The 24,137-nt window shown below is 44.2% G+C and carries 20 protein-coding genes, 1 tRNA gene and 1 other RNA gene; 16 read left to right on the top strand and 6 right to left on the bottom strand.

All coding sequences use genetic code 11. The annotated features are described in order from the left end of the window. Position 1 precedes the first annotated feature (1 nt). The 16 genes from FJ444_RS17405 to FJ444_RS17330 all read left to right on the top strand — a co-directional run bounded on the left by FJ444_RS17405 (position 2) and on the right by FJ444_RS17330 (position 16,377). A non-coding RNA gene (locus tag FJ444_RS17405) (RtT sRNA) lies at positions 2-115 on the top strand. A 325-nt stretch (positions 116-440) separates the two neighbouring features. Next, complete coding sequence (gene nadA / locus FJ444_RS17400; RefSeq protein ID WP_140960440.1) at positions 441-1,499, top strand: quinolinate synthase NadA; 1,059 nt, start codon at positions 441-443, stop codon at positions 1,497-1,499. 151 nt (positions 1,500-1,650) lie between these two features. Beyond that, positions 1,651-1,741, top strand: a tRNA-Ser gene (locus FJ444_RS17395). Between the two features lie 507 nt (positions 1,742-2,248). Continuing rightward, positions 2,249-3,136: an NAD(P)-dependent oxidoreductase gene (locus tag FJ444_RS17390; RefSeq protein ID WP_140960438.1), complete on the top strand. Its 888-nt coding sequence runs from the start codon at positions 2,249-2,251 to the stop codon at positions 3,134-3,136. Positions 3,137-3,199: 63 nt separating this feature from the next. Continuing rightward, positions 3,200-4,141, top strand: a complete 942-nt coding sequence (locus tag FJ444_RS17385) for a UDP-glucuronic acid decarboxylase family protein (protein WP_140960436.1) — start codon at positions 3,200-3,202, stop codon at positions 4,139-4,141. A gap of 48 nt (positions 4,142-4,189) precedes the next feature. Continuing rightward, on the top strand, positions 4,190-4,957 hold the full coding sequence (locus tag FJ444_RS17380; protein WP_140960434.1) for a sugar phosphate nucleotidyltransferase: 768 nt from the start codon (positions 4,190-4,192) through the stop codon (positions 4,955-4,957). A 22-nt stretch (positions 4,958-4,979) separates the two neighbouring features. Continuing rightward, the gene (locus tag FJ444_RS17375) at positions 4,980-5,966 is read left to right on the top strand and encodes a GDP-mannose 4,6-dehydratase (protein ID WP_140960432.1); all 987 of its coding nucleotides are present in this window, start codon (positions 4,980-4,982) and stop codon (positions 5,964-5,966) included. A 20-nt stretch (positions 5,967-5,986) separates the two neighbouring features. Beyond that, the gene (locus tag FJ444_RS17370; protein ID WP_140960430.1) at positions 5,987-6,985 is read left to right on the top strand and encodes a glycosyltransferase family 2 protein; all 999 of its coding nucleotides are present in this window, start codon (positions 5,987-5,989) and stop codon (positions 6,983-6,985) included. Between the two features lie 93 nt (positions 6,986-7,078). After that, the gene (locus FJ444_RS17365) at positions 7,079-9,151 is read left to right on the top strand and encodes a glycoside hydrolase family 44 protein (RefSeq protein ID WP_140960428.1); all 2,073 of its coding nucleotides are present in this window, start codon (positions 7,079-7,081) and stop codon (positions 9,149-9,151) included. 19 nt (positions 9,152-9,170) lie between these two features. Beyond that, the gene (locus FJ444_RS17360) at positions 9,171-10,217 is read left to right on the top strand and encodes a glycosyltransferase family 2 protein (RefSeq protein WP_181405208.1); all 1,047 of its coding nucleotides are present in this window, start codon (positions 9,171-9,173) and stop codon (positions 10,215-10,217) included. Between the two features lies 1 nt (position 10,218). Beyond that, positions 10,219-11,373 carry a glycosyltransferase family 4 protein gene (locus FJ444_RS17355; RefSeq protein ID WP_181405207.1) on the top strand — a complete coding sequence of 385 codons (1,155 nt, stop codon included), beginning with the start codon at positions 10,219-10,221 and terminating at the stop codon, positions 11,371-11,373. Further along, positions 11,370-12,347, top strand: coding sequence for a glycosyltransferase family 2 protein (locus tag FJ444_RS17350; RefSeq protein ID WP_140960422.1), 978 nt, complete (start codon positions 11,370-11,372; stop codon positions 12,345-12,347). Before FJ444_RS17355 ends, FJ444_RS17350 begins: the two co-directional genes overlap by 4 nt. Further along, complete coding sequence (locus FJ444_RS17345) at positions 12,344-13,405, top strand: glycosyltransferase family 4 protein (protein ID WP_140960420.1); 1,062 nt, start codon at positions 12,344-12,346, stop codon at positions 13,403-13,405. Before FJ444_RS17350 ends, FJ444_RS17345 begins: the two co-directional genes overlap by 4 nt. A gap of 1 nt (position 13,406) precedes the next feature. Beyond that, positions 13,407-14,549 carry a glycosyltransferase family 4 protein gene (locus FJ444_RS17340; RefSeq protein ID WP_181405206.1) on the top strand — a complete coding sequence of 381 codons (1,143 nt, stop codon included), beginning with the start codon at positions 13,407-13,409 and terminating at the stop codon, positions 14,547-14,549. A gap of 35 nt (positions 14,550-14,584) precedes the next feature. Then, on the top strand, positions 14,585-15,706 hold the full coding sequence (locus FJ444_RS17335; RefSeq protein WP_140960416.1) for an aminotransferase class III-fold pyridoxal phosphate-dependent enzyme: 1,122 nt from the start codon (positions 14,585-14,587) through the stop codon (positions 15,704-15,706). Continuing rightward, positions 15,706-16,377 (top strand): acetyltransferase, encoded by a 672-nt coding sequence (locus FJ444_RS17330; protein WP_140960414.1) that lies wholly within the window; start codon positions 15,706-15,708, stop codon positions 16,375-16,377. The genes FJ444_RS17335 and FJ444_RS17330 overlap by 1 nt, the downstream gene beginning before the upstream one ends. A gap of 28 nt (positions 16,378-16,405) precedes the next feature. Here FJ444_RS17330 and FJ444_RS17325 read toward each other — a convergent pair whose 3' ends face one another. Genes FJ444_RS17325 through FJ444_RS17300 form a run of 6 tightly spaced genes read right to left on the bottom strand, consistent with a single transcriptional unit; the run spans position 16,406 to position 23,813 of the window. Next, on the bottom strand, positions 16,406-17,812 hold the full coding sequence (locus FJ444_RS17325; protein ID WP_140960412.1) for an undecaprenyl-phosphate glucose phosphotransferase: 1,407 nt from the start codon (positions 17,810-17,812) through the stop codon (positions 16,406-16,408). A 41-nt stretch (positions 17,813-17,853) separates the two neighbouring features. Next, positions 17,854-19,176, bottom strand: a complete 1,323-nt coding sequence (locus FJ444_RS17320) for a polysaccharide biosynthesis C-terminal domain-containing protein (protein WP_140960410.1) — start codon at positions 19,174-19,176, stop codon at positions 17,854-17,856. After that, positions 19,160-20,704, bottom strand: a complete 1,545-nt coding sequence (locus tag FJ444_RS17315; protein WP_140960408.1) for an O-antigen ligase — start codon at positions 20,702-20,704, stop codon at positions 19,160-19,162. Before FJ444_RS17315 ends, FJ444_RS17320 begins: the two co-directional genes overlap by 17 nt. A 7-nt stretch (positions 20,705-20,711) precedes the next feature. Next, complete coding sequence (locus tag FJ444_RS17310; RefSeq protein WP_140960406.1) at positions 20,712-21,398, bottom strand: hypothetical protein; 687 nt, start codon at positions 21,396-21,398, stop codon at positions 20,712-20,714. A 10-nt stretch (positions 21,399-21,408) separates the two neighbouring features. Beyond that, the gene (locus FJ444_RS17305) at positions 21,409-23,010 is read right to left on the bottom strand and encodes a GNVR domain-containing protein (protein ID WP_140960404.1); all 1,602 of its coding nucleotides are present in this window, start codon (positions 23,008-23,010) and stop codon (positions 21,409-21,411) included. Next, positions 23,010-23,813: a polysaccharide biosynthesis/export family protein gene (locus tag FJ444_RS17300; RefSeq protein ID WP_140960402.1), complete on the bottom strand. Its 804-nt coding sequence runs from the start codon at positions 23,811-23,813 to the stop codon at positions 23,010-23,012. Before FJ444_RS17300 ends, FJ444_RS17305 begins: the two co-directional genes overlap by 1 nt. Positions 23,814-24,137 lie beyond the last annotated feature (324 nt).

Below are 24,137 nucleotides of genomic sequence, written 5' to 3'. Positions count from 1 at the left end.
CGCGCCGGATTTGAACCAGCGAAGCTGTTCGACATGAGCGAAGCGAAATGAACGTGCGACAGCACGGCCCGCAGGGCCAGCTTCGAAGAGGTGAGTAATCCAGCACGACCCACCACTTCAAATAATCTTTCCTAGAAAACACACTCCTAAAAAACAAACACTGCCCGCGCCGGGTTTTGCATACTGAAAACAGGGCATTAATTCTAACGCTAATCTACCAGCGTTAAATTATCGCCCCAGAATGGCGCTATCGCTTTCAAGCAGGTGAAGATGAATAGGACTGCAAGATTTTTATTAAGCTCGTCAAGCCTCATATGAGCGCTATATGACGCGCAATATTCGGTTGATTGACTTGGCGTGCTTTCTATATGAAATTTTTGTGACACTCAGGTATAATCGCGGCCCGGTTTACCGTTAATCCCGTGCAGGTAAGAAAATCCATGACATTAGCGTATCGTATTGAGCAAATTGACTATCCGTTTCCCGCCAAGCCAGCGGCTTTGAGTGATGAGCGAAAGCAAGAGCTTAAGGATAAAATCAAAGCGTTATTGCTTGAAAAAGACGCTGTTATGGTGGCGCATTATTACACTGATCCTGAAATTCAGGCGCTTGCCGAAGAGACTGGTGGCTGTGTAGCGGATTCACTTGAAATGGCGCGCTTTGGCCGCGATGCCAGTCAACAAACATTGTTGGTTGCTGGTGTGAAGTTCATGGGCGAAACCGCTAAAATTCTTAGCCCTGAAAAGCAAGTGCTCATGCCGACAATGGAAGCAACCTGTTCACTGGATTTAGGTTGCCCAATCGAAGAGTTTTCTGCATTTTGTGACGCGCACCCCGATCACACTGTAGTAGTGTACGCCAATACCTCTGCGGCGGTAAAAGCTCGGGCGGATTGGGTAGTAACTTCAAGCATTGCTCTGGAAATAGTCGAGCACCTAGACAGTTTGGGCAAGCCCATTATATGGGGGCCCGACCGCCATCTGGGCAGTTACATTGCCAAGAAAACTGGTGCTGATATGCTAATGTGGCAGGGCGAATGTATTGTACATGATGAGTTCTCTTCACAAGCACTGAACGACATGAAAGCAATTTACCCTGATGCTGCCGTGCTTGTTCATCCAGAATCACCTGCCAGCGTGGTAGAAATGGCCGATGCGGTAGGTTCAACCAGTCAGCTTATTCAGGCAGCCCAGGACATGCCTAATCAAACCTTCATTGTTGCTACCGACAAGGGTATTTTTTATAAAATGCAGCAACTCATGCCTGAAAAGCGTTTTATAGAAGCCCCAACTGCCGGTAATGGTGCAACTTGCAAAAGCTGCGCGCATTGTCCGTGGATGGCAATGAATGGTTTAGAGGCAATTTACCGTTCTCTGTCTTCAGATACGCCAGTTGAGCACGAAATTCACGTGGATGCCGCACTGCGAGAAAGAGCGTTGATCCCACTTAATCGTATGTTGGATTTTTCTGCGCAGTTAAAAGCCAGAAAATCTGCATAAACGCTTAAATTGTGTGCGGTTAGTGAGATTTTTACGGGTAGTTCTTGATTCGAACTTCAGCTTTCCCTACTATACGCGCGCTGAATTGATTTAAGTGGTTTGATGTATTGTCGTCAGACCATTGCAAACTAATGATGTTTGCACAAAGTTTGGAGAGATGGCTGAGTGGCTGAAGGCGCACGCCTGGAAAGTGTGTATACGTTAATAGCGTATCGAGGGTTCGAATCCCTCTCTCTCCGCCAGATATAAAAGAACCGCCCTTGTGGCGGTTTTTTTATATCCGGAGAAAAGTAAGATGAGAACCCGGACTCAATGGGCGACAAAACGGCTGCAATGCCGTTTTTTCAGCGGCAGTCTAATTTCTACAAAATTCCTGTAGCCACTCCCAAACTGCGTAGTGCTTGCCAAAAATTAATCATTCACTTTAGTCCTCCAACCAATATTTCCACTGATTTATTGCCTTTATACTTATGTTTTCAAATACTCACGTTTTGGCTATTCATGCAGATATTTAACATATCTTACCAGCAAAATAGTTGGTTGAATTGTAAGCAGGTCGTGTTGTTATTCTGAACAAATCCTGTAATCTGTAGTTTAATTCGTCATCATTCTAATAATAATTATTGCCTATCGAATTCATTACCCGGATTTAGTGTATTTACGTCACACGTAAATGACGTGATTATGTACTAAATATCGCCAATTGTAGTAAGGGAATACTTCAACCATGAATACACTCAAAACTTAATATGAAAACGATTCTTGTAACAGGCGCACTGGGCTTTACGGGTCGACATTTCATCCGAAAAGCTATGGATAGTGGGTATCAGTGTATCGGTTTGGTTCGGGATTCCGGTTTCGATCTGTGCCCCTGTATTGAGGCCGATTTAACCGATCTCTACCAATTAACGCATAGATTGGCTTCTATTGATTTCCAGTATGTTGTGCATCTTGGTGCCGTTACCTTTGTACAGCATGATAATATTTCAGAGCTCTACAAAACCAATATTGTTGGTACTTTGAACTTATTACAAGCATTGATGGAGTGTAATTCGGCGGTTCAAAAGGTGCTGTTATCAAGTAGTGGTATTGTTTATGGAACGCCCTCCAATATGCCGATTGATGAAGGCTTCTCAACCGCCCCGGTAAATGACTATGGTATATCGAAAGAGGCGATGGAAAAGGCTGTTAGCCTGAGAATGAAAGATTTGCCCATTCAAATTGTTCGTCCTTTTAATTATACCGGCCGGGGCCAGGCGTCGCATTTTTTAGTACCCAAAATTGTTGAAGCGTTCAGAGTAAAGGCCCCGGAGCTGTCATTGGGTAATCTGGATGTTGCAAGAGACTTTTCTGACGTCAGGGATGTGTGTTCGGCCTATTTGCGTTTACTTGAAAGCGGCGTCAATTCTTCCGTCGTTAATATTTGCAGTGGAAATTCGTGTTCCATTTCCGAGATTATTAGTATGTTATCAGACATTTCAGGGCATTCATTAGCAGTGAATGTTGACCCTCAATTTGTGAGGAAAAATGAGATAAAACAGTTGTTTGGGTGTAATAAGCTCTTGGTGAGCCAGATTGGCAACGTGTTCGAACACACAATGGAAGACACATTAAGGTGGATGTATGAAGCGCAGTAAGCTGGATTGTTCGGCCGATTTTTGCAAAGAGCTAATCTATTTCGCATTGCGGGGAGAATAACGATGCCACAAAAACAACTGAGGATCATGGTAACGGGTGGTGCCGGATTTATAGGCTCACACCTCTGTGACCGCCTGGTAAAAGAAGGGCATGATGTTCTGTGCGTCGATAATTTCTACACCGGTAGCAAGAAAAATATTCGCCAGTTAATGGGTTTGGAAAATTTTGAAATATTGAGGCACGACGTCACTTTTCCTCTTTATGTCGAAGTTGATCAGATATACAACCTTGCCTGTCCAGCTTCACCCATTCACTATCAGTATGATCCGGTTCAAACGGTAAAAACGGCCGTTCATGGTGCCATTAATATGTTGGGGCTTGCAAAGCGGGTTGGCGCTACACTGCTGCAGGCGTCTACCAGTGAAGTTTATGGTGATCCAAACCAGCATCCGCAAGTTGAGGCATATTGGGGGAACGTCAACCCGATTGGCCCCAGAGCGTGTTACGACGAAGGCAAACGTTGTGCCGAAACGCTGTGTTTTGATTACCATCGTCAGCATAAGGTAGATATACGCGTAGCACGGATATTTAATACCTACGGGCCGCGAATGGCCGTTGATGATGGCCGTGTTGTGTCTAACTTTATCGCGCAGGCACTGCGCGGTGAGCCACTTACGTTATACGGCAATGGCGGGCAAACCCGCTCTTTTTGTTTTGTCGACGATTTAGTTGATGCGCTGATTCGTTTTATGAATACAGCAAACGTAACCGGTCCGGTTAATTTGGGTAATCCGGTTGAGTTTACAATTAAAGAGTTGGCGGAATTAGTGCAAAGTAAAATACCAGACTCACCCGAAATCATTTATAAGCCCTTGCCTCAAGATGACCCTATGCAGCGACAGCCAGATATTTCATTGGCTAAAAAAATGCTTGGATGGGAGCCTAAAGTGCCATTGAGTGATGGGTTAGAGAAAACAATTCAGTACTATAAATCAATAATGTAGCTCGAGTTAATCGTTAAATTAACGTTGAAAGGAAAACAGGAGAACGCAATGCAAGTGGTCATACTCGCCGGCGGTAAGGGAACAAGAGCGTACCCATTTACCGAATATCTGCCAAAACCGATGATGCCAGTGTGTGGAAAACCAATGCTGGTACAAATTATGCGGCTGTTTGCCTCGCAAGGGCACACAGAATTTATTGTATCGGTTGGACATCGCAAAGAAGTTATCCTGGATTATTTCTCAAATAAAGATTACGAGTGGGACATTAAGATTGTTGATACCGGTGAAGACACCGATACTGCCGGACGGATATTTAATTGCCGACACTTACTACGCGACAGATTTCTCGCAACTTATGGTGACGGTGTATGCGACGTAGAAGTGAATAAAATCATCGAATTTCATGATTCTCATGAAGGGTTGGCAACACTTACCAGTGTGCCACTTCAGTCGCAATATGGCACGGTAGAAACCAACGATACAGGCTGTGTGACCGGATTCATTGAGAAACCCAGATTAAAAAGTCATTGGATCAATGCCGGATTCTTTGTGATGGAAAAGGCAATTTTTGATGATTGGGACGGTTCGAATCTGGAGCAACAGGTGTTGCCCAAGTTAACCAGTAAGGGCAAATTATTCTGCTACAAGCACGACGGTTTCTTTAAGTCTATGGATACGCAAAAAGATCAAAAGGAACTTGAAGAAATGATTGAACAAGGTCGGGTTGGTAATATCGATTTATTTAAGAGTAATCACCATAACGTCGCGTTTTACCATCACGAAGAACTTGAATCACTGGCTTTAAACACGAAGTGATTCCACATTGCAGGAATAAAGTATGATCACAACATCTTTTTGGGAAAACAGAAACGTATTTGTAACAGGCTGTACAGGCTTTTTGGGCGGTTGGGTTATGAAAGAACTCAACGCTATGGGGGCAAATACCGTCGGCCTCATTCGCGATGTGAACAGCAGTAAAAAGGATTTGTTAATTGGTAATACTACGCCTAAACACGCTGTATTTGGGCGCCTGGAAGATTACGAAACCATTGTACGTGCAATTAATGAATACGAAGTAGATACGGTCTTTCATTTAGGGGCTCAACCTATTGTTGGCGTGGCAAATCGCAATCCGGTATCAACCTTTGAAGCAAATATCAAAGGTACCTGGAACGTACTTGAAGCATGCCGTCAGGTAAATACAGTTAAGCGTGTTCTCGTAGCGTCGAGTGATAAAGCATATGGTGAACAACCGGTATTGCCTTACGACGAATCTATGCCTTTGCAGGGCATGCACCCTTATGACGTGTCAAAAAGTTGTACTGACCTGATTTCTCAAACGTATCACAATACCTATAAAACACCGGTAACTATTACTCGCTGTGGGAACTTCTTTGGTGGCGGTGATTTAAACTTCAATCGGATTGTACCGGGCACTATTCGTTCTGTGTTGCATGATGAAAACCCCATTATTCGAAGTGATGGCACCTTTATCCGCGACTATGTATATGTAAAGGATATCGTTAATTTTTATCTGATTCTTGCTGAAGCTATGGAAAATGAAAAAATCCACGGTCATGCGTTTAATTACAGCGCAGAGTTGCAATTGAATCCGTTAGAAATTACCGAACAAATTCTTAAAATTACGGGTAAAACACACCTTAAGCCAGTGATATTAAATGAAGCGAAAGGCGAAATACCGCATCAATACCTGAGTAATGCAAAGGCCAAAGAGGTACTGGGTTGGTCTCCATCTTATACGCTGGAACAAGCGTTAACTGAGACGGTCGATTGGTATAAGCAGTATTTTCAGCAGCATAATTAACCAACAGAGGTAAGTGTTGCATGTTATTTTCTGTCGTTATACCTACTCGCAACAGGCTTACACTTATGAAAGACGCACTGCGCGGTCTTGCCGCGCAAACGCTGTCGTTCCGTGATTTTGAAGTGGTAGTTGTTGACAACGGATCAACAGACGGCACATTTGAAGCGTTAAGTGCTGATCGAGAGGCTTATCCTTTTGCGCTGAATGTGATCCGGAATCCCGACTGTGAGCGCGGACCAGCACCAGCCAGGAATCTTGGGGTACGTGAAGCGCGGGGTCAGGTTATCGCTTTTCTCGACAGCGATTGTCGTCCGGATGAAGACTGGCTGAGCGCTGCTGCGGTTGTATTTAAGCGCCATCCGTCGTTGTCACTGGCAACCGGTGTTATTGATTTTAAGCCGGAGCAAGTCACTCAAATAGGTTTTTTCTCTCGCAAAACAGTCGTCGCATTAGAAGAACATCCCACTTACCCTACGGCAAATTCGTTTTATAAACGCGACGTGTTTTTAGCCCATGGCGGTTTCGATGAATCCTTGTCGTTTCCCAATATTTTTGGTCAATCTGTCGAGGCAGCTGATACCGACCTTGCCTGGCGTGTAAGGGATGGGGGAGGGGCTTATCAGTTCATGCCTCAAGCTATTGTTTATCACGAAGTTCAGCATCTACCTCCGGTAGAATGGTTGCTTGAACCTCTGCGGTTATTTTTATTGCCAGCATTAATAAAAATGCACCCGGCACTGCGAAGTAAACTGCTTACTAAAGGGGTGTTTTTTTATCCCCCGAGTGCGTTTTATTACTTGTTGGCAGTGCTTTTTGTACTGGTGATTTTATTCGCGCCCAGTTTACTGATTTGGCTCCCTTTTGTAGCGGTTGGTGTCGCTGCATTAAAAGCCGGAACACTGGCTCCCGGTAAAGTGGCAAAAGCGTTGGGCAAGCTGGTCCTGAATACTATACGAAATTATGTTATGTGTAGCGCGCTGGTATACGGCAGTTTGCGTTACCGCACTCTGGTGCTGTAATTACCTGAACCCTGTCCTTTTTGAGGGCTAAAGAGATGAACAATGAGAGACTGGAATCAATGTAAAGCTATGTTACGCACTGTCTCAATAGCGATGTCGCTGCTGTTAGCTGGTTGCGGTGAAACAAGTGCCGGACTTCCGGTAGATTTGCAAAATACGGGCTTTGAACAAATAGCAAACGGCGCTCCAGCCCTTTGGCATATCGACCAGAAAGTGAAGGGCAAAGGCACGATAGACATAACAAACTCATCATCGGGAAATGTACTGAGGCTAACGCCTAACTCTCAGAATACCGGCAGCGATTTATTAGGCGCAGGCCAAATGCTTGATGCGAGTAAATTTGCCGGCGGGACGATTAATGTTTCTGCATTAGTAGGAGCCGATGGTGGTGCGTTAGCTATTGTGGGAGTGCATGTATTGGGTGAAGGGGATGGATTTGATTTCATTCAGTTTAAACAATCTGATTCGAAAGGAGCGTTAGTTCATCACGAAGCAAAGCTGAATGTGGCCGCCAACGCCAGTAATATCATTGTTTACGCAATCACAAACACCACATCCGGCCATGCCTATTTTGATGACATTGTTCTTACCGGACTGAGTGACACTGCGTCGAAACAAGCACAATCTGATGCTGAAATAACAGCAACCGTCACTATTGATACCAGCAACGTTATCAGGAAAGTCCCCCGATCTTTGTTCGGAACTAATATTGAGTGGATCAACAATGGTCAGGGTTTATGGTCCACCCAAGCTAATGCAGTAGATAAACAAGCTGTTGAGGAAATCAAGTCATCGTCGTTTGCGTTATTTCGGTTCCCTGGTGGCGTATTCTCTGATTATTACAATTGGCAGGAAGGAGTTGGTACGCAACGAGCTCGTCCCGCAGCGTTGCATTATCCGGGGGGGCCTAAATCCCAGCATGTTTTTGGCACGGACGAACTGATTTATTTAAGTAAACAAACCGGTGCTGACCTTTTGATTACGGTGAATGCCGGACATGGCACGCCTGCTATGGCTGCTGAGTGGGTTGATTATCTGAACAATAAGAAAAAACAAAATGTTACTTTTTGGGAAGTGGGTAATGAACTCTACATGGATGGAGATTTGTCGGGAGCAGAAATCAATGCAAAGGAATATGCAAATCGATATCAAGCATTTGCCAAGGCAATGAAAGCTGTTGATCCTTCAATAAAATTAGGTGCCATTGGAGGATTAAATTACGGCAGTTATCGATTTATAAAAGCAGATAACTGGAGTAAAACCGTACTTGATAGCGTTGGCAGTAACGTTGATTTCCTCGCTGTTCACAATGCTTATGCGCCGGTACTAATGGGGGGAGGCGAAAACGCTGATCCAAGTGAAGTCTATAAAGCCATGCTGGCAGCCCCACTCAATATAGAAAAGAACATTCAGTCGTTGGATAGCCTGTTAAAAAATTACGATAAACCCAATAAGCAAATTAGTGTGGCGATAACTGAATGGGGACCATTTTTCCATGTTTTACCAAGTAGTAAATGGGTAGATCATGTAAAAACGTTTGGATCATCACTGTTTGTAGGTGCAACCATTAATACATTTTTGCGACAGCCCCGCGTTGAAATTGCCAATGCTTTTAAGCTAACAGACATGGGATTTATGGGGTGGCTGGGCAATAGGAATGGTAAATTTGTGCCTACCGCCCCCATGATGGCATTTGATATGTATGCCGATGTGATTGAAGGCAATGTTGTTGAAAGTGCGGTAGCGGTTGATAGCTACTCATCAAGAGCAATTGGCGTCATTGATGCGGTGAAGGCGGTGCCCTATCTGGATGTAGTATCAGTTGAGAAGGATGGTAAGCTAATTGTTATGGTGGTGAATAAGCATTTTACTTCGTCAGTTGCCACCACACTGACACTTGAGGGCACAGCAGCATTTACGTCTTACGATAAGACTGAAATGACCGCAGATTCGCTTGATGCGAATACAGGAACACAATTACCTGTTATTCCTGGGCTGGAATGGGCAAGTCAGGTCAACATTTCGCGTTTTCATCAAGGGGGAGATAGCGAAGTTAGCGTCCAGCACAACGTGATAGTATTACCAGTTAATTCCAATAATGGTATTCAAACAGTACAGCTATCCTTTGCTCCCAAAAGCATAACCAAACTGGTTTTTAAGAAGTAATCAGAATATGGAAACGCGTATGGAGACGCAACTAGCGGTTACAGTCATTATTCCAACCTATAACCGTGAAGTGGAATTAAAGCAAACCCTGTTGCATTTGTTACAACAAACGGTTGAGCAATTTGAAATTATCGTAGTAGATAACAGTTCATCAGATAACACGGCGGATATGGTTGCGAATATGGCAACTCATAGTCGTGTGCCGATACGTTATCTGGTTAAACCGCCAAATGGTCCCGCAAGTGCAAGAAATTTGGGGTTAGTAAACCGACGGGCGCCCAGAGTTTTATTTTTAGACAGCGATGTTAATTTAAAGCCCGATTGGATAGAAAAGGCGCTGGATTTTCTGACACAACAGCCCGCCGTTACTGGCGTGGGTGGTGCAGTAATTTATGACTTTGACCGCCAACGGGTGAATGCATTTGGAGGCGATATCGGTTATTTCGGCTTTGCGTGGGATCTCTGTGAAAACGTGAGTATTGATCGATTATCTGAGCCAGAACAACGGATCTGGATTAATTGTTCTGCGATGCTGATAAATGCCGATGCACTGGAGCAGGTTGGCGGGTTTGATGAACGTTATTTTTATGGGTATGAAGATTCTGATATTGGCTGGAAGCTGAATATTGCTGGTTACTCTGTGTGGGTGCATCCTGAATTACATGCCTATCATAAAGTGCAGGCTCAACCTGGAGAAGCAAACGGAATCATCGTAAGGCATTATTGTAAAAATCGTCTGGCTTCACTTATTCAAAATGCGCAAGCGCCAGGTATCTTTGGCAGGGTGTTGGCGTATCTGATTTTCAGTGCTATCGATTTAGTGCTTAAGCCTTATCGACACGCCAAACTTTCTGCCCTTGTCTGGAATGTTGGGCAATTAAAAACCACGCTAACTCAGCGAAAAGTAATCCAGGCGTTGCGTAAAGTCACTGATGAACAAATTTTTGCATTGGGCGAAAAGCGATGGTTTCCGCCGACGCCATTGAATGGACAGCGCCGCAGGCCGGTTGAAATGGAAGGCGCAGAAAAAGAAGAATCGTCAGCTAAAGCCGATGATCGGGTATAACATGAAAAACAACGTCATTGCGATCACCAATCCATATCGCTGGCCGTTTGTCAGACGTGGTTCTGAACGGATTTTAAACGATTTGGCGGTGTATTTGTCTGGTCAGGGCGTGGCTGTTGAAACTTATTCATTGGCGCCTGAAAGCAAAACCTGGCAGGAAGGACAAATCGAACATCACAGTATAGCTACTAAATGGCACACACGATTTCGTCAGTGGAACGAATGCCATTACTTTGCTTTTGCATTGAGTTCGCGATTAGCGCAGTCCCGCGCAGACGTAATCCATTGTTTGAATTACTTTGATGCCTATGCTGCGATAATTGCTCGTAAGCGTTACAAACTTTCCTGTAAGGTTGTATTTCATGCTGTTGGTATTCCCACTAAGCGGTATTTCAGAGCGGTGCCATTGGATGCGTGGTTCTTTTCCACCACGCTTCGTCATGCTGATGAAGTCTGGGTATTGTCGAATTTCGCGCAGCAACAATTAAAACAGGATTTCAACTGCTCATCGGCGCTTTTCCCCCCTCCAGTATTTGGTACTGCACTCGCCGAAAACAAGCCAGTAAACCTGTATTCAACGTCGCCATCATTATTATTTGTTGGAGACTGCAATGAGCCACGTAAAGGCGCAGCTTTGCTTGCCCGCGCATTTTCTTCCATAAAACGCACGTATCCTGAAGCGACACTGACGTTCTCAGGAAATGTGAGTGAGGAAGTCAGGTTTTCAATTCTGCAACAGCAGGGGGTGCGTGATGTTCAGAGTGATATTCATTTTCTGGGCAGGGGAAATGTAGACGACCTTCCTGAGTTGTACTCAAACGCTACGGTAACTGTGCTCCCTGCGGTGTGGGAAGCGTTTGGTCTGGTGGTAGTTGAGTCCTTAATGCAGGGAACCCCTGTGGTTGGCTGTAATCATGCTGGGATCCCAGACATTATTGATACGTATGGGGTTGGTCAACTGTTTGAACCAGAAATGCAGAATGGATTGGCAACTAACCAGCAGGGGCTGGAGGCTGCAATTCTCGCTGTTATTTCCTCGATAGGTGAAACTACCGCTGATGCGTGTAAGCAACGCGCCCACGCGTTTAGTTGGGAACAACTGGGGCCGCATTATCTTAATCGATATCAGGCATTGTATAACGGAGTAGGTTTATGATGGGAGATGCGCTTTATGTAACGGTAGTTGTGCCCACTCATGGACGAAAGGCGCTGTTGCAACAGTTACTTGAATCCCTTTATAAGCAAACCTATTCGCATGATAAATTTGAAATTGTCGTGGTACACAACTATTCCAATGACGGAACTGAAGAGGCGGTGAGAGAGTGGCGAAAGATATCGCCAGTTCCGCTCCATTATGTAAAAAAACACAACAACACACCAACTCCATCCCGACACTACGGTGGTACACATGCAAAAGGCGATATTATTGCGTTTATTGATGACGATTGTATCGCCGAACCAGACTGGATAGCGAATGGCGCAAGGCAATTTGCTTCTGCTCTAAGTGAGCGGCCAGTTGGCTTGGTACAGGGGAAAACGTTACCTAATCCATCGCATCCACGTCGTTTTTTGGAGAAAACGGTCAATATTAGCAGCGCATCAATTTTCTTTGAAACCTGCAATATTTTCTACAGTAAAGCTGCTTTTGACGCGGTAGGGGGCTTTTCTACCGAGTTTATGGATAAATTTTACGGTGAGGATACCGATTTAGGCTGGAAGGTAAAAAAAGCGGGATTTGAGGTGGTGTTCGAGGAAAGCGCCACCGTTTACCATCATGTTTTCCACGTATCGTTTTGGAAGTGGCTCAAGGAACCACTGTTTTTTAAGCATTTACCTTACTTAATGGACAAACACCCGGAATTAAGGTCTTTCATGTGGCATAGGTATTTCTTAACCGTTGAAACGGCGTTTTTCCAGCTTTTATTATTGGGTATTGTGCTTACGTTGTTTTCACATATCGGGTTTAGTGTGCTTTGCTTACCCTATGTTATTCAGCGCTATCGCAGTGGTAGTGCTATGCCTAATCCTATTCTCAGGGTCATTCGCATTGGTGCTGGCTTACCCAGAAGCTTATTTACCTGGTATGCCCTGACCAGTGGAAGTATCCGTTACCGGAGTATCCTGTTGTGACGGCATTAAAACAGGTTGCGATTATTCATGAGCGGTTTCCTCCAGATTATGCCGGTGGTGGCGAATATGTTGTTTATCAAATGGCGAAACATCTGCAACTGCGTGGAGTGAAAGTCACCGTGTTAACCACAGGTGATCCTGCTCTCACCAGTTATGACGGAATTACCACCGTCAGATTGCCTTGCAGTGTTTACGCTTTTAATCTTAAAGCATCAACTTTGCTGCCATATTGTCGAGATGCTGATGTTATTCAAGCCTTTACGTACCATTCCATTCTGCCAGCAAGCAAAATTGCCAACAAGCTGGGCAAGCCTTTGGTTAAAATGATGCTTGCGCTATTTGGCAAGGAATGGCGAACAATGAAAGGACCTGTTGTGGGACGGTTGTTCGAGTGGTTTGAGCGTAAACTGGTTCGTATGCCTGCATCACATGATATTTATATCAGTGATTTTTCAAGGCATTACGCTGCTTCATTGGGCATACCTACTCAAAATGCCATTGTGATTGAACCAGGTATCAGCCTTGAAGATTATCGTTCGGCAGAAAAATCCTATGTCATGTTTGCCGGCAAACTCAACCCACGGAAAGGGCTTCAACAGGTTATTAACGCCGCAACACAACTACCAGAAGTGCAATTTGTCATCACTGGTTGGGGCAGTGATGACGCAATGCAATCGGTAGAATCATTACGGAATGTCCGTTTCGAGGCATTTACGGACAGACTTTCGATGGCGCGTTTACTGTCTCATGCTGCCGTGTTTGTGTTTCCCACCAGAATTGAGACATTTGGTTTGGCCGTTGCAGAGGCGATGGCTTCGGGATGCGCCATTGTGTCGAGTAGTGAATTGCCTTTTGCAGGCATTAAAGTAAAAGCGGATGATAGCCACGCAATAGTTGAGGGTATCAGGTGTTTAGTAGAAGATCCGGAACGTTGCGCGCGCTATGGCGAGGAAAATACAGTAAAAGCGTCTGGCTACACATGGAATGCGCACATTGAGGCATTGCTAAAAGTGTATGAACGGACTCTTCAATCATCAAATCAGAATTTGGACAATTAACGTGAAAATCGCCATTTATCATCCATGGGTGTATCTAAAAAGCGGCCTTGAAAGAACGATTCTCGAGATATGTAAACAAACAAAACACGAGGTTACTGTATTTACCAGTCACTTCGACAAACAGGGCACGTATCCCGAACTGGCAAATTACCGAATTGTCGAAATTAACCCGGTTTCCGTTGAACGTAGTTATGGTGCTGTTTTATCAGCCGGTAAAACCATTGCAGCAACCCGTTTACCACTAGATGACTTTGATGTTTTGGTTATATGTTGCGATGGGCTTGGTTCGTTCCTGCAGTTCAGAAACCGTGATATTCCTACCATTAACTTGTGCTTTACGCCTCTTCGTGCGGTTTATGATCTCGAGTATCGAAAGCGGCATTTACAAAAGCATTCGCAAAAACAATGGATTGCCCACTTAATGGAATGGGGTTACAAGCTGGTGGATAAATGGTGCTGGAAACAATACAGCAAAATTATTTGTATCAGTAAAGCCGTCGAGGAGCGAGTACTGGCAGCCAGGTTGTGCAAGCCAGAAGACATCGTTATTTATTACCCTGGTATCGACGAAAATCACATACAGGTTTGCCCGCAGCGTGAACCTTATTTTTTTCTGCCAGGCCGTATTATGTGGACTAAAAATATCGAATTGGGTATTGAAGCCTTCAAGCACTTTTGCAACGAGCATGGCAACAATTACAGGCTGGTTATTGCCGGCATGGTAGATAAAAAAAGTGAGCCTTATTATGCTGGTCTAAAGGCGTTAGCAGAAGGGTACAACAATATTGAATTTGTTATTGGCCCTTCAGATCAGGAAATGCAGACCCTCTATTCGAATTGCTATGCCACATTATTTACCGCGTTTAACGAAGATTTGGGATTAACTCCAATGGAAGCTATGAGTCGGGGTAAACCTGTTGTTGCAGTGAATAAAGGCGGCCCTAAAGAAGTCGTTGCCAATGGAGAGACAGGCTATTTGGTTGATGGGATAGCCATCGAATTTGCAAAGGGGATTGCTAAACTGGCCGCAGATCCTGCTCATGCTGAAGCCTTAGGCGTGGCCGGGGCTGAAAGAGTGAAGCGATTTACCTGGCAACAGTTTGTTAAGGATTTCGATGCGCAAATGTGCGAGTTTAAACGTTAACACCGCACCGATTTTAGTAAACAAGGAGAGATTGGTTGGATTTTCCCGAGATAGCCAAAGCGAATGGTCATTATTTATATGATAAACATGGCCAGGCGTATTATGATCTGATATCCGGATTTGGAACGGTATTCTTGGGACACGGAGAAGCGACGGTAGTTAATGCTGTCCATCAGCAAATGACATTGTTCAGTGCTGTGGGTAGATTACCTTCTGAAATCAGAACCCGGTGTTTTGAGGCAGTAAATCAGCTTTTACCTGAGGGACACGGACTTGATGTTATATGTTCTACGGGTATGGAATCCAACGAGTATGCCGGCAAACTGGCCGCTGTTGTTACAGGTAAACAACGATTTATTGCATTTGAAAATACCATGCATGGTAAATCGGTATTTACCTCTAGTTTATGCTGGGGCAATGCGCCGGTGAAATGCGGTAATAATACACTGTTGCCATATCCCACCGATGCGAATGAAGTAACTGTGCTGGCAATGTTAATTGAGTGCCTTGAATCCGGGGAGTATGCGGGCTGTTACTTAGAACCATTGCGCGGCTCCTGTGATGGCGCAGTTGCCAGTGTCACCTTTCGCGAACAACTGGTGAGTGTGTGTAGGCAATTTAATGTTGTGTCCATTTTTGATGAAACCTTAACTGGCTTGTACCGAACGGGTCCTCTTTTTACTGCCAGCGAATTGACGCGATTTCCTGACATTCTGATTTTTGCAAAATCGATAGGTAACGGCGTACCTGCCAGTTGTGTCGCATCGAACATTAGTCCGGCGTTACATCAGTTAGCTTTAAAAGGCAGTACTTTCTCCGATCATCCTGTCACCTGTGCCGCTATAATTGCTACGTTAGAGGCGATTTCAACTCGCCTTGATACCAAGCACATAGCGGAGATTGATCAGGTGTTCTCACGTCTGAAGCCAGCGTTTGCGGCAATGGATTGTAAATTACAGGGGCGGGGACTTTTGTGGGTATTGGCCTGCGGTACTGAGGTGCAGGCAAATAACCTGTTTGATATCTTATTATCGCATCATTTTCTGGTTTCAAAGTTTGGTCACAATTTACGCTTTTTGCCAAAAATAGACGCGCAAACAGAAACCATTGAAACTATCCTGACCCTGTTATTGAACGCAAATAACCAAGGTGCGTGATGGAAAAAATTATTATCCTGGGTGATAAACAGTTTGCAGAGTTGGCTTACTATCAGTTTAAGTCAGAGTCGAATTTTGACGTGGTAAGTTTTGCAGTTGATGAAGCATATCTCGATAAAACCCATTTTCTGGGACTTCCTGTGGTTGCTTATGAGCGTTTAGCTGACATTTATGATATGCAGGCTGTTTCGATTTTTATTGCTATTGGTATTTCACAGTGCAATCAACTGCGGGCAAAAAAGGTAAATCAAGTTAAGGAAGATGGCTATCGCATTGCCAGTTTTGTCAGCAGTAAGGCTTCTGTGCTGGGGCCGCTGAGTATTGGCGAAAATGTGATGGTTATGGAAGGCTGCCTTATTCACCCGGGAGTATCGATAGGCGATAATTCGATTGTGTGGAGCGGTAGCCGGATCGCAATGCACACGGAAATAGGAAAACACTGTTGGATCACATCGGCCACTATCGGAGAACGCTGTAAAATTGGCAATAATACCTTCATTGGATTGAATGCTACGATTAATCCGAATGTTTGTATTGCAGAGTTTAATGTCATCGACTCCGGCGCCGTAATAGGGCACGATACGTTGCCAGAGCAGGTATACCGTGGTTATCGTTCCAAATTAAGTAAAATCTCTGTTGACCAGGTGTTTCGCCGTAACTTGTTGCGTTAATAATTTGAACGGTCAGTTATTCTGTAGATTAATAGGCATTAACTGGCTTGATAATTGTCCAAAACGTTAAAAAGATAATCTTTAAGTCAAATAATACAGACCAGCGTTTTATGTACTCAAGGTCGAGTTGAATTCGCTTATCCATAACGTGAAGTTCTTTGGTTTCTCCTCGATAACCATTAACCTGAGCCCAGCCCGTGATCCCGGGTTTGACCTTAAATCGCAGGTTGTAGCGCTTTATCAGGTTTAAATGTTCGTCGTCCAGGGCCAGCGGGTGGGGGCGTGGGCCAACCACTGACATGCGACCCTGCAACACATTTATAAATTGCGGCAATTCGTCGATAGAATACTTTCGTAAAAAGCGACCAAGACGCGTGACTCTGGGGTCGTTTTGAGTAGCCTGTTTAAATACCTTGTCGTCGGGTGTTGACCGCATGGTTCTGAATTTATAAATAGTGAACGACTTTCCATCCAGACCATATCGTTTCTGACGATAAATTGCCGGGCCGGACGAATCGAATTTGATCAACATGGCTACAATTAACATTGGAATGGCAATACCACATAAAATTAAGCTGGAAAGCACAATGTCTTCCAAGCGTTTTAATACGGTATTGTCACCCACAAACGGGGTTTCAATAATACTGATTAACGGTTGGTCTTCGATGCTGTCCCAGTGTGCCCGCAACAGGTCAAAGGTGTAAAAATCCGGTGCGTAATAAATAGATACATTGGTTTGCGACAATTTATCAATGGTGCTTTTTATGCGCTTCTGTGCGCTCATTGGAAGCGTAATATAAACGATATCTATGTCATCTTTTGCAATATAGGCCAGAAGTGTCTCTACTGACTCAACCAACTGACCCTGAAAAGCTTCTGAGAACCGGTCGTGACTTCTGTCGTCAAAGAAACCTGAGAACTTTAAACCCATCCAGTTATTGCTAGTAATGGAATGATGCAACCTTTCTGCAATTGGTGTCGCACCAATAATAGCCACTCTTCTGAAGTTTCGACCGTAAGCTCTGAGTTTATAAACGAACGTTCGGAGTATTACCCGGGAAATGGCCAGAAAAACCAGAGTTGAAATAAACCATACCAGCAGAACATCAGACGGCATGGGCATTTTACTTTCGAAGACAAAAATCAGTGTGGCTATTATCGCAAATGTACTCACCCAATAGCTGAATAATTCACCTATTTCGGTAAGCAATTTTGACGTTCGGTAAGAGCGATAGAAAGAATGGCTGGTAGCAATAGAAATAAATACAATGAGCGTTAATACCAGAACAAACGTTAAATCCTTTGAGACTTCAATTTGATTTGCGAATAAAACAAAATGGTAGTTACCCGCGATAACTAACACATCAAAAAACGCCACCAGGATTAGAAAAAAAGCGCCGTAACTATGCAGATACCCTTTACGAAATTGAGTCATGATTGAGCTAATCCCTTCGATTCACTATGCAGTGAAGTCTGTTAAGTTACTGATTTGCGTGCTCTGAATAAGACTGACACGCCGAAAATAGTTGCATTTATTCTTGAGTGGCTAATACACCACAGCGCAATAATACCACAGCCTATAAATTGTCCAATAAGGGTTGCCAGTGCGGCACCCGTTGGGCCAAATTCTGGAATAAGGAGTAGATTGAGCACAACATTAACAGACAACGCCACTAGCACACTTAGTATGGTAATCCGATATCCTCCGAGCAATACAACTACAGCGCCCGTAGCGCCAAAGCAAGCCACCACAATCTGACTCATTAATAATATCTGCAGCACAGACTGGCCAGCAGTAAAGTGTGTGCCGAATAATGACAGTACCCAGGTATCCATCAGGATCAGGATAAGCGATAGTGTGGTGGCAGCCACAACTGACATTGCGGCACCAGCGGCGGCTACTTTTCTCAATTTGAGCATATCGTTAGTGGCAAATATTGCCGATAACTGTGGTCCTAATATGGCATTGACTGCCGTTAAGGCAAACCCAACAAAAAACGCCAGTCGGGCGCACACGCCATAAACACCGGCATCTTCGATACTTGATAACGAGCCCACCAGCATCACATCTATCCTTTCGTTAAGGATCACGCCTCCCATGATCACCATAGTGGAAAATCCTGCTGCAAACCAATGGCGAAAATCAAACTGGCTGGATATGCTATTCAGCTGTTCAGGTGCGTAGCGAATAAACTGTTTAATGCCCACCAACACGCTTGCACATATTCCAATAAACGTCAGCCATAGCACACCTTTAACACCTAAATTTGGAATCAGCATTATGATAATGCCAATACCGGCAAGAGTGACCACAGGGCGAATAATGTTTGCCACAAATTCAGCAGTAATAACATGCTGAAGCGACTGCAAATAGGCCACCAGTGTTTGTGAAAGGGCCAAAAAAGGAATGGAAATAGTGGCAATAATCAGTGCGTTGTATAGTGTGGGAAACGATTGGTTGTCAACTATGACGTTGATTATTAAGAACGAAAGAACAGAAAATGCAATGCCGCCTAGAAGGGTTGTGATTAAGCCTGCATTAAAAAAGCCGCGAATCAGGGGCCATTCATTATTATGTCGATAAAGTGGAACAAACTTAATGGCAGAGAGTGGAATGCCCAATGACGCGACTACCATTACCGAAGTCGACAATGAAAATGCAATAATAAAAATGCCAAAGTCTTCTGAACTCAGCAATCTTGCCAACACAAGCTGAATGAGCAGATTTAAACCTGCTCCGCCGGCCTTTAGGGCAAAATTTGCAATCGCGATAAGTGGCAGTTTATTGCTTTTTGCCATCCTGGGCCTCCAGTTCGGCCAACTTCCTTGACGCAACGATTCGGCATTGATAATTGCGTCTGTTCCACAGATTAATTGCTACTAATAACGCCATAACAATCCAAAACACCCGTCCCGGGGCTGGCACTCTAATGAAAAAGCTTGCCATTCCATCGATTAAAATGGCAATAAAACCGCAAATAATGCCCAGATTTAAGGCATGGGTGAATTCGTTGATTCGGTAACGTCGGTTTTGCCGGTATATCTTAAATACGTGTAACAGAAAGCCCAAAAACAGCACCATGCCAATTGTACCTTGCTCCGACCACACCAGCAGGTAGGTATTGTGTACAGCTGGCCAGTGTTCACCAAACACTTTTTGTAATCCCGCGGCATTCTGATATTTAGTATAGGGCGCCATATGGTAAACAAACGTATTCAAACCAAATCCCACTAAAGGTTTGGCTTCAATCATTTTTGCGGCTACCACCATAAATTCGAACCGAAAGTCTACGGCACCCGCGTCACTTTTTGTAATCCGCTGTATGATAGGACCGGATACTACCAATCCTGCCACCACAGTACCTGCTATCATGAAAACTCGAATAGCGCGATACTTAGCCCGAATATGACCGTCAAAAGCGCTCAGTGTAATGAGCGTTAGGAATGCTGCTGCAAAAGAAATCCATCCTGAACGAGAGAGCGTGAATACCAATGCCATCAATCCGCCCGCAATGATCATTGCGAGGAGGGCCTTTACCCAGCGTTTATAATGACAGAAAAACAACGCAATAAAGATGGGCAGCAATAAAGCCAGATAAGCCGAGAGCAAGTTGGGATGTCCCATCAATGCCCCTATGCGATATACAGCGTTCTCTGTTAGATACACACCAAGGTTAGCCCCTTTCGTTGCCTCTGAAGAAGCTTCGCCAAGCGCCTGGAGGCCAAGGCTCCTCTTGAAAACAAATTGCGCAACACCGACAGCCACTTGTATACACATACCCGCAGCCAGTCCAATAACCACATAGTTGATTTGCTTTATTCGTTTACATTCGTTAACTACAACAACAAATAAAATCATGCATTTAACCATGCGCATCACTTCAAAACCTGGCAAATGTCGCAATGGTCCTATCGCGATGTTAAATAAGCCAAGACCAATGAGTCCCAGCCACCAATAATTTAGCGTAGGGAACGACCAGTGCCGGTAGTAGCCGGTGATGGCATCTCTGATTTGAAAAATAACCAGCGGAAATAAGAAAAAATCGGCGAGATCCACGCTGTATGACGGAGCACCACCGATGTGGATTAGAGTTTTAAAATTGATAGACAAACCCAACGGGGCGGCTAATACCAGACCAAATAAAAAAAATAATCGGGGATTACCCGACAAAAATAATACCAAAGGGAAGAATATACCGCCGACAACCGCTACCTTGACCAGTTTATCGCCGTTTATTAACAAAATGGACGCTGATGCGGCCAAAATCGCAAAAAACATCACGATAGTTAAAACGAAAGCCTGGCGTTTTATAAGTGCGGATTTCATAGTGAGATCAGGTTGTCATGACTAATTTCAGATTATCCAGTTCTGAATCGCGGAATAATCGATACAGCTCGTCTATGTCGTGCATAAAACTTCGATTTTCTTCTACAACCAGTAAATTTAAATCAACTCGCTCTGAAATTGCCATGTAGCGCGTGTCTTCGCGAATATCACCCTGTGTAAAAATCAGATAATCATAATGTTGAGACAGCTTACTGATCTGCTGGTCAAGTAAACCATGGTCAAGAATAACTGCACTAGCAAATTCAAATTGTCCTGAAGGCAGCACATCTACCGACTTTACCTGGGTATTTTTACACAGCGATAGTGCCTCGATTTCTGATTGAGTGCACAGTTGAAAAAAGCCTTTTTCACCGATTAACCCCAATTTGTCTGACAGGGTATCATCGGGGTGACGTACCACCGAATCAATTAACAACACTCTTGCATTTAATTCGCTGGCTAGGGAAAAACCTAAAAACAACGCCAGATTTACGGCAAAAGCAGGCGTTGGCATGCCGGATAAAGCCAGCATTTTGGCGCGATCCAGGCTGACGTGTTTTAATTCACGCTGAATAGACTTACACATATAACGGTATGATACCGAGGCATATTTGGGTTTACCGGTAAGCTTATGCACCAGAAAACTATTCAGTCGCTCAATGAAATTTCCTTTGCTCCGTTGAGAGGTAACCACACTGTATCCTTTATTTTTTCTTTAATTGATAAATGTTGTCGACAAATGCTGCGTCATTTTCGAGCACTGCGAACAATTGATATTGCTTGTGGTTATACAGTTTGTAGCGGTTTACCCGAACAAATATCAGATCCAGGCCAAGTGCACAGATTACACCCAGCACAACACCAAAAAACATCGCTACTAACAGCATTAATTTGGTGTTTGGCCAGGCAGGTTTATCCGGCGCATAGGCTTGATCGACGATTCTAATCGCTGATGGCGCACTTTGTGCGGTAGTCATAGAAACGGTAGCCTGAACCAGTTTTTCGTTTAATGCTTTATACTGGCCTTCCAATACCATTTGCTCACGTTGCAATTGATAGGCTTTTTGCATTTTTGACGGCAATTCTTGCATAATCGGTTGAAGGCGTTTAACGGTATTTTGTTTTGTTTCTATACCTGCGCGTACTCCTGCCAAATCACTTTCTATCTGGCCTATTTTTAAGCGCACAGTTTCGTAAAATTCGTTGCGGGTTTTATTGGTTTGTCCCTGCAGTTGGACGCCTTTTTCCTGGAGAATCTCTTCAATCGCTTCAATTTGACGTTTGTATTCAACAACTTCTGGAGAATTTTCCTGAAAAATCTGACGCGCAATCCGCAGTGATATTTGCAATTGTGTGAGCTTGTCACGCAATTCAAGCAAATCATCCTGATAAATCTGACCTTTAAGGAGTGTCTGGCCTTCTTCGTCCAGTTGTTTTCTCAGTGCAGTCAGGGTACGCAGTAATTGAGCTTCATGCGCTTGCAGATCTCTAATTTCAGCTTGTAGGTCCAACCATTGAGTCATTTCAACGCGGTCTTTCTCGAAGGTCAGGTATAAGCTGTTGTCGGCATAAAATTGTTGCAGTTCTTGTTCAACGACAACCAGTTTTGCATACGCCTTTTCTGTTTCAGTTTGCAAAGCAATACTGGCCGTTTTCGCTTCATTGACATACCGTTTGCGGCGCTCATCCAAATAAACCTTTATCAGCTTATTTGCAATATCTGCTACCTTGGGGGTAGGGCCTCTCACTATCAGAAGTGCAATGTTATTCTCGCCAATAGGTTGTAAAATCACGCTTTCGCGAAAATCTTTAAGTACTTTGAATTTTTCGAGCATCTCCTCGGTTATACCGGGAGGAAGGGGAGGTGGCGGAAAAATTTTGTACTTTAATGCACGATAATTTCTCCCTAACCATGATTCACCCCACAAATATACGACGTAAGACATAAAAGGGTGGTAGACATCCTCATATTTCAAATCCATCTCTTCTATCACAATGCGAAGAATGGGGTCTGAGGTCATCAGGATCGCTTCATCACCGGTTGCTTCCCTGCGGAAAATGTTCCATTGCTGGTAAAAGGCATTGCGGGTCAGGTCTTCTTCTGAATCGGCTGAAATAACCACGCTGGCTTCAAATACCGGCGGCCAGGTTGCGATATACAAGGTAACCGCAGACAACGTTAGGACAAATACTAGGAGTACCACCCAAAGGTGACCGATGATCGAACTTTTTATATTGTTGAGTGACGCTTTTACGTCAAAGCTGTCTGCTTCCGGATAATGAGGTATCGCTTCTTTTTCAAACATCAGTTTATGATCACTTCAGTAGTTCCGTTAACGTCGTCCAGTTCTTCAATTAAGCGAAATTGGAAGTAAGGAGCTAACACCTGATTGACGCCTGTGAGAGGAGTATTAATAAAGTCCTGTATAGCGCGTACAAACTGCGAACGGTGACTTTCTGGTACAAAAATAATGTCTTCGGGCAGCAGTCGGATATTCTGCATGGCAAGAAAATAGGAAGACTGGCTGTGATTAGCGAGTTCCAGTGTGATTGCGCGTAAATGTCCGTCTTTATGTAAGCGGATCACGGCAAGTTGCTCTATTTTAGCTTCGCGTTTTATACCACCCACCTGGGCGAGTGCCTGAGCAACGGTTTTCGCCTTTCTTATTGGTATCGCAGAGGCAACCTGAACTTCTCCGTGAACATACACCATGGGTTCAACAACGTTTTCTACAAATACGCTCACTTCCGGTTCTTTTAATCTTACGGACAGTGCGTTTGTTACCAGTCTGTCCAGTTCCATAGGGGTGAGACCTGCAGCTTTTATATCGTCTAACACCGGAAGCGTCAGATAACCATCCGGGCGAATGGTTACCGTTTTTGAAAAGTCAGGATGGCGGTAAACATAGACTTCAACCTGGTCGCCAGCCTGCAAGGTGTAATCTCTGGTATAGCGCTGCAATGACTCTACCACCTGAGTAGAGGCTTCAACAGAAACCGGCGAGTAGGGAGACGAACAACCAGACATCAGGTTAATGCTCACTAAGGCTAAAAATGAAAAGCAGCCTTTTGCGAAGGCGTTGCGGCTTACTCGTTGTTTTACTTCCATCACAAACTCTTCCGCTTCCTGTTGTTGTATAGATAAACAGACGCATCTGCTTATGATTTTGATGTTCCGTATTTTTGTTTTTCACCAATCCGGTTAGCGTATTTTTCTATTCGCTTGTGGCGAAACGGCATAAGCTGCGTTAACGTTGGATTGGTCTGTAGTGATATAAAGAGGCAGAGATAAGCAAATGGGCTTTTCCCTGGCCAAACAAATATCCTGAAATCAGTTAAAAAATAAACAACCCTAGTTTGATAAATTGTATTTTGGGGTGCAATCTTTTTTTTGAAACTTTTCTGGGATTCGGCAATTTTTTTGCAGTACATT

It is taken from the genome of Aestuariibacter sp. GS-14 (assembly GCF_006494365.1).
Taxonomy (GTDB): domain Bacteria; phylum Pseudomonadota; class Gammaproteobacteria; order Enterobacterales; family Alteromonadaceae; genus Alteromonas; species Alteromonas mangrovi.
The sequence above is the reverse complement of the archived record's forward strand: the minus strand, read 5'-3'. Positions and strand labels throughout refer to the sequence as shown.